At 37.3% G+C, this 5,972-nt stretch carries 6 protein-coding genes; 1 reads left to right on the forward strand and 5 read right to left on the reverse strand.

Annotated features, from left to right (window positions below; all coding sequences use genetic code 11):
• Window positions 1-535 (forward strand): Crp/Fnr family transcriptional regulator (locus Q0296_RS01355; protein ID WP_298035800.1); only part of this gene is annotated, 535 nt, incomplete at its 5' end.
• 2 nt (window positions 536-537) lie between these two features.
• On the opposite strand, the gene Q0296_RS01360 is transcribed toward Q0296_RS01355, so the two are convergent.
• The 5 genes from Q0296_RS01360 to Q0296_RS01380 are packed head-to-tail and all read right to left on the reverse strand — an operon-like array spanning window position 538 to window position 5,947.
• Complete coding sequence (locus tag Q0296_RS01360; RefSeq protein ID WP_366939715.1) at window positions 538-1,644, reverse strand: NnrS family protein; 1,107 nt, start codon at window positions 1,642-1,644, stop codon at window positions 538-540.
• A complete protein-coding gene (locus Q0296_RS01365; RefSeq protein ID WP_298035804.1) occupies window positions 1,637-2,326 on the reverse strand; it encodes an ABC transporter ATP-binding protein in 690 nt (229 codons plus the stop codon). Before Q0296_RS01365 ends, Q0296_RS01360 begins: the two co-directional genes overlap by 8 nt.
• Window positions 2,326-3,123, reverse strand: a complete 798-nt coding sequence (locus Q0296_RS01370; protein ID WP_298035806.1) for an ABC transporter permease — start codon at window positions 3,121-3,123, stop codon at window positions 2,326-2,328. Before Q0296_RS01370 ends, Q0296_RS01365 begins: the two co-directional genes overlap by 1 nt.
• A complete protein-coding gene (locus Q0296_RS01375) occupies window positions 3,120-4,085 on the reverse strand; it encodes an ABC transporter substrate-binding protein (protein WP_298035808.1) in 966 nt (321 codons plus the stop codon). The genes Q0296_RS01370 and Q0296_RS01375 overlap by 4 nt, the downstream gene beginning before the upstream one ends.
• Before the next feature lie 11 nt (window positions 4,086-4,096).
• Window positions 4,097-5,947, reverse strand: coding sequence for a TonB-dependent receptor (locus Q0296_RS01380; RefSeq protein WP_298035810.1), 1,851 nt, complete (start codon window positions 5,945-5,947; stop codon window positions 4,097-4,099).
• Window positions 5,948-5,972 lie beyond the last annotated feature (25 nt).

A 5,972-nucleotide genomic window follows, 5' to 3' on the forward strand; every position in this document is an offset into this window, starting at 1 on the left:
GATCTACACCGAAGATATCGAGATCATCGTTCTAAAGAGCGGCTCTGCGAAGCTCTCATTTTTTGAAGATGGTGAGGAATTTATCCTTTATCATTTAGAAAAAAACAACATCGCCATACTCGATGACAACTGCGCATTTGAAGTGCTTGAAGATGCCCAAATTTACGTCATTAGGCTAGATAATATCGGCGAAATTTTGCATAATCAAAAAGCTGCAAGCGAGATCCTAACAACCACACTAAACACCATTATCGTGCAGCGCCAGATCACAAAGTCGATACTTTTTGAGGACGCAAAGGGCAGGATCGCAAATTTCTTAATCGAACTCGCACGCGAGCAAGACCTAAACCAAAACGGCTACCGATACGTATTTTTGCCATTTTCTCTAAAGGTACTCTCAAGCTTTGTTGGTCTTAAACGCCAAAGCGCCTCAACAGCCTTTAATGAGCTTATCAAAGACGACATCATCAGAAAGATCACACCGCACGAATTTCTCATCATCGACCACGAAAAACTTGAAAGTTATACGAATTAATATCATTCAGGGTCCTCAGAGAATTCATTATCTCTAAAAATTGCATAAAAATTTATGAGCCAAAAGACAAAAGCAAGTGCTATCAAAGTGGCTGGTAAATGAATATAAAATCCACTCCAAAAATAAGCCAAAATTCCTCTACTAATGCCAGCTAAAATGACTAAAATAAATGCAATTTTGCTAAGGCGTAAAAACTCAAGCTCTTGTCCGCTGTGACGAAGTCCAGCGATATTAAAAATAAGCATAACACTAAAAATAACGGCATTTACTGCTATTAAATGCATAAAATTTACTTCAAGACCTAGATTTAAAAGACCGCTTACTCCGATGCCTAAAAATCCAACCGCTAAAAATATCTGCATAAAGTAATAGTAAATCACAAAATTATGCCTCAAAAGTTGCTTATAATGCCACTCTTTAAGCTTTGCAAGCACCGCACATCCGCAAGCAATGGCTACATAGTAGGTGCCGACACTCTTTTCAAAAAATATATTAAAAAGCAAAAACGCACAAGTCATGCAAATAGCGATATTTTTATAGATAAAATTTGGTACAAAAATAGCCTCATCCATATCGTTTTCTCGCTTTAGCGCTTCTTTGCCAAGTACAACGCTAACACGATAAGAAATAAGCAAGATGGCGATGGTATGAAGATAAATTTGCAAATTTAAAAATTTTTCGTTGCCGCTTATTAGATAGTAGATCTCAAAACCCAAAATACCAAATAAAAATCCAAGTACGCCAAATTGATCAAGATTTTTATCTCGCCAGATCATATAAAGGCAAAGCATCACTAGATATGCCCAAAAAAGCGTAATAAAAAAATGTGCTAAAAATAAGCTAAAAAGTGCCGCTATAAAGCTAGTTGCAAAGAGTGAAAATAAAATGTAAGCGTGGGCTTTTAGCGAGGAGCTGAAATTTGTCCAGTCGGTTAGTCCAGTGAGTAAAAAACCAGCATAGGCAAGTACTAGAAAAAGGTGTAAAAATATAAATTTATGCAAACTCACAAAATCAGTTGGTGTAAAAAATATAGCAGCTCCCAGAACAGCACAGGCAGCACTGGTAAGAAAAAATATCCTCATAGGATAGGTAAAAAAGTTGTTAATCATAATAAATTTGCCCTTTAAAATTTTCATCTATTGTCTTGCTAATAAATGCAAAATCACGGTCTTTAAAAGCCTCATCTAAAACAAGCTCTTTTTGTATGATCGCACCTTTATTTGCGAGAAAATAAATTCTATTTGACATCTTCACAGCCTCCATTCTGTCGTGCGTGACTAGTATTATGCTCATGCCCTCGCTTACTCTTTGGCCAACGATATCGATCAAAATTTCTTTCATATCATAATCAAGCCCCGAAAATGGCTCATCCATTAAAAGAAGGTTAGGTTTTGTCACAACCGCTCTTACAAAAGCGACCCTTTGCCTCATACCGCCACTTAGTTCATTTGGGTATTTTAGTGCGTCTTTTTGACTAAGACCGACTTTGGAAAAGAGCTTTAAAACGCTGTTTTGATCAGCTTTATCCATAACTAAAAGCACATTTTCAAGAGCATTTTTCCATGTAAGCAGACGATTTTCTTGAAAAAAATATGTAGTCTTTTTAAATTTATTAAAAATTTCCCCTTTTCTGGGCTCATTTAGTCCGCCAATAAGGCGCAAAATGGTAGTTTTCCCACAACCTGATGGTCCAAAAAGCGTCACCACTTCGCCTTTTTCTACCTTTAAATTAAAATTTCTTACGACCTTATCTCTTAAAATTTCATACTCTACATTTTTAAGCTCAAGCATCATCTTCTCCAAGGCATCAGGGCTATTTTTAAAGGCTCAATGATGAGGTACTCAAAAAGCATGATAAGAGTGATGCTTAAAAGAACATACGCCATTACCTCGGTTGTTTCAAGCATCGCCCTTGCATTTGCTATCTTTGCTCCCATGCCGTTATTTGCACCTAGTAGTTCGGCCATTATGACTATTTTTACACCCATTGCAACAGCTACGCTAACAGAGCTTATAATATAGCTTGTAAGATGTGGGATATAGAGGTGTTTTATCTTTTTTAAAAAGCCTAAATGATAGGCATCAAACATCTCTTTTAGCTCCTCATCTACACTACTCATAGCAACTGCCGAGCTTGCAAAAGTAAGCGGTAAAACGGTTACAAAGATAGTAAAAATGGTGCTAAAATTTCCAAATCCAAACCAAAAAATAGCTAGTACTATCCAGATAATTGGCGGCATCGATAAAAGTAAGGTAATAACAGGCTTTAAAAAGGCTGCAAAGCTTTTAAAGCTACCTGCTATTAGCCCTAAAAATATACCAAAAAATGTTGCCGTGCTAACCCCAACTAGTGATCTGCAAAGCGTTATATTTATCTCGCTATTTTTGTAGTCCTTTATGATTTCACAGACTTTAAAAAATACATCTTTTGGCGAAGGGAGCAGGAGTGGGGAGCTAAACTCGCTTCCCACTTGCCAAATAGCTAAGATCAAAAAAACTACGGCAAATCCGCTAAATCCGCCCCAAAAATAGTCAATCATTTTTAAAAAGGCTGAGCGATCTTTTTTGACGCCGTCGATTAGTATCATAAAAATAGACCTTTATCTGGCATCTTGCCACCTAGAAATTTTGGATTGAACTGATAAATTTCTTCAAAAAATGCCATGATTTCATTTTGTAGTTCATTTGCTTTTGTCACTGTTAGATTTGCCTTATCAAAGGCATTTGCAAGTGCCACTTCTGGAGCTGGTAAGTAGCTTGAACCTATCTTTGCTGCGCTTTGCTTGTTCTCAAGTATCCAAGAAAGAGCATTTTTAAGGTCGCTATGAAGCGTATCAAATAGATTTAAGCTCTTCTCATAAAAGCCCTTTTCTACGATAATGCCAGCCATTGGGATTATCGGTTTTGTACTAAAGCTCTCGCCCCAAATTTTTGGAAAATCAACTGAGTAATGTACGCTAACGCCTGCTTTTTTACCACGTAAAATAGTAGCTTCGCCAAGAGGTTGTGGGACTAATAAAATATCAAAATCTTTTTGTAAAAATAAAAGTAGAGCTTCAGGAGGTGTTGCTGTATAGGTGATATCTATCTTGCTAGCGTCTATGCCTCGCTTCTTGCAAAGTGCCCTTAGGACAAGATCAGGCATGTCACCTCGAAATGGCATGACTAGCTTTTTGCCTACAAAATCTTCTAAATTTTTGATCTTTTCATCCTTAACCATAGCGTTCATCACGCCAAGGGTCAGTAAATTTAACATCGCAAAATCAAGCCCTTGATTTCTTAAATTTGCAGCGACATTTGATGGTGACATCGTGACTTTAATATCCCCACTAGCTACGCCTGCACGAAGCTGATCTGGTGTTTTCCAGATATTTAGGCTTACATCATAAGTTTTATTTAACTCTCCTTGCAGTGCAGCAACTGCCATTATGACACTTGGGATCGCTGGCGCACCCCACATACTAAAGCTCTCTTTTGCAAATAAATTTGGTGCAAAAGCGCTAACGCCTAAAGCTGTGCTAAGTCCTAAAAATTTTCTTCTATCTAACATCTCTTTCTCCTTTAAAAACTGCTGTGAAAGCTAATGAAAAATGTCCTGCCAGGGGCATGAACGACTACCGGATCAAGTGCTGCTACGTGATCACCGCTAATAAATTCTGCATAATCTTTGTCAAATAAATTTGCAATGCCAAATCTTATGCCGACTTTGTTTTTAAACTCTACGCCGCCATAAAGATCGAGCAAGCCAAACCCCTTTGCGGCCTCTTTTTTGTCGATACCTAGACCATTTTGCTTGCTAAAATCGCCTCTAGTTTGCTTTGAAACTAGCCTTAGTGCAGTGCCAAGGTTGTAGCTACCAAAGCTTGCATAGTCTTTGTAGTCAAACGCAAAATTTGCCTCAAAAGGCCTTATTTGATAAAGTGGCCTGCCATCGGTTTTGTTTTGTCCGTAGTTGTAGTAAAGTGAGCTTTTTAATCCAAAGTGCCTTGCAAAGCTATATTCTGTATTGAAATTTACACTATAAAGCGTTGCGTCAACGTTTCTTGTGATGACAGCATTTTTGTTTAATGGCGTGGCAGCTTTTGAGTGGCGTCTATCAAAAATGATTAAATTTTTCACATTGTCAGCGATGAAATGCCCGCTAAAGCTAAAAGCATCTTTGTTTTGCAAGGAGTTTAGGTATTCTTTATAAAACTGACTGCCAAATTTAAAGCCAAGAACTGCTCTATTGTGCCTTTCTGGCTCTAAATTTGGATTTGCTATCCAGCCTTTATCGCCTTCACCATAAAGTGTATTGAAACGCTCCATATTACTTGGCAAGCGAGATAAACTCTCAAGTTTTGCGAAATAGCTATCCTTATCGTTTGGTGTAAATTTATATTTTAAACTTGCGCTAAAAGCGTCTTTTTTGATCTTATCACTTACGTCTTCGCCATAAATTTGACGAAGTAGCCCACGAGTAGTGCTAATGGCTGGATTTGGTGCGAAATATTTAGTATCAAGCCCATTAAGCTTACTTCTTTGCTCTTCATATTTTAAGGCAAGAGAAGCTTCGTTTGCTTCATCAAATTTATAAGCAAGTGTGTCAAAAAGCATAAATTTATCATTTCTAACATCAGCAAATCTGTATCCGTTAAATACCCAGTTACTGCCTTGCTTTATGTATCTTTTGCCGTCTTGCTTGTCTTTTTCAAAGCCAGCACCTATTTGATTATGAAAGCTTGCGAAATCAACATCATATTTTAAATTTGTCTCAAGCACATCTCTTTTTATCTCAACTTTTACATTTGGGCTAGCATCCCTTAGATGAAAATTATCAGCTTTTCGCTCAATCTTTTTTGTAGCAAGCTCAAGATTTAGCGTGTTTGATAGATCTTCTTCGCCAAAGCGAATATTTAGCTTGCCGACTTTTCTGGTTGTTTTAAAGGCGTCCATTGCGTGTTCTGGCTGCTTGTCTTTATCGATATTGTCTCTTAAAAATGTAAGTCTAAGCTCACTAAGCTCATTTGGCACGAAACCTAAAATAGCGCTTTGGCCCTGCCTGTTGTAGCCATAGTCCCATCTTTTACCACTTCCATCTTTATAGCTATTTGCCCTGGTGAAATTTGCGTTTAAAATGGTATAAAAATTTGTACCACGATATTTAAAAAGCGATGAGTTGTAAAAGCTTTTGCCATACATCCCAGCCGAAATATGAAACATATCAGCTGAGTTATCAAGTAAATTTGTCACAAACGGATACTCGCTTCTTTGAGTACGGTCAAATTGATTTTCCACAAAGGCACTTTGTGCAACATTTGGCGTTATAATTGGCGGTGGCGCAAATTCTTTAACAGGCTTTATAGTGTCCAAATTTGCTTCATTTGCTAAAAGCAGTGACGAAAAAACTATTAAGCTTAAAACTTGCCTCATAAAAAACTCCTTTTAAAATACAATT

Source organism: uncultured Campylobacter sp., assembly GCF_937890585.1.
GTDB lineage: Bacteria > Campylobacterota > Campylobacteria > Campylobacterales > Campylobacteraceae > Campylobacter_A.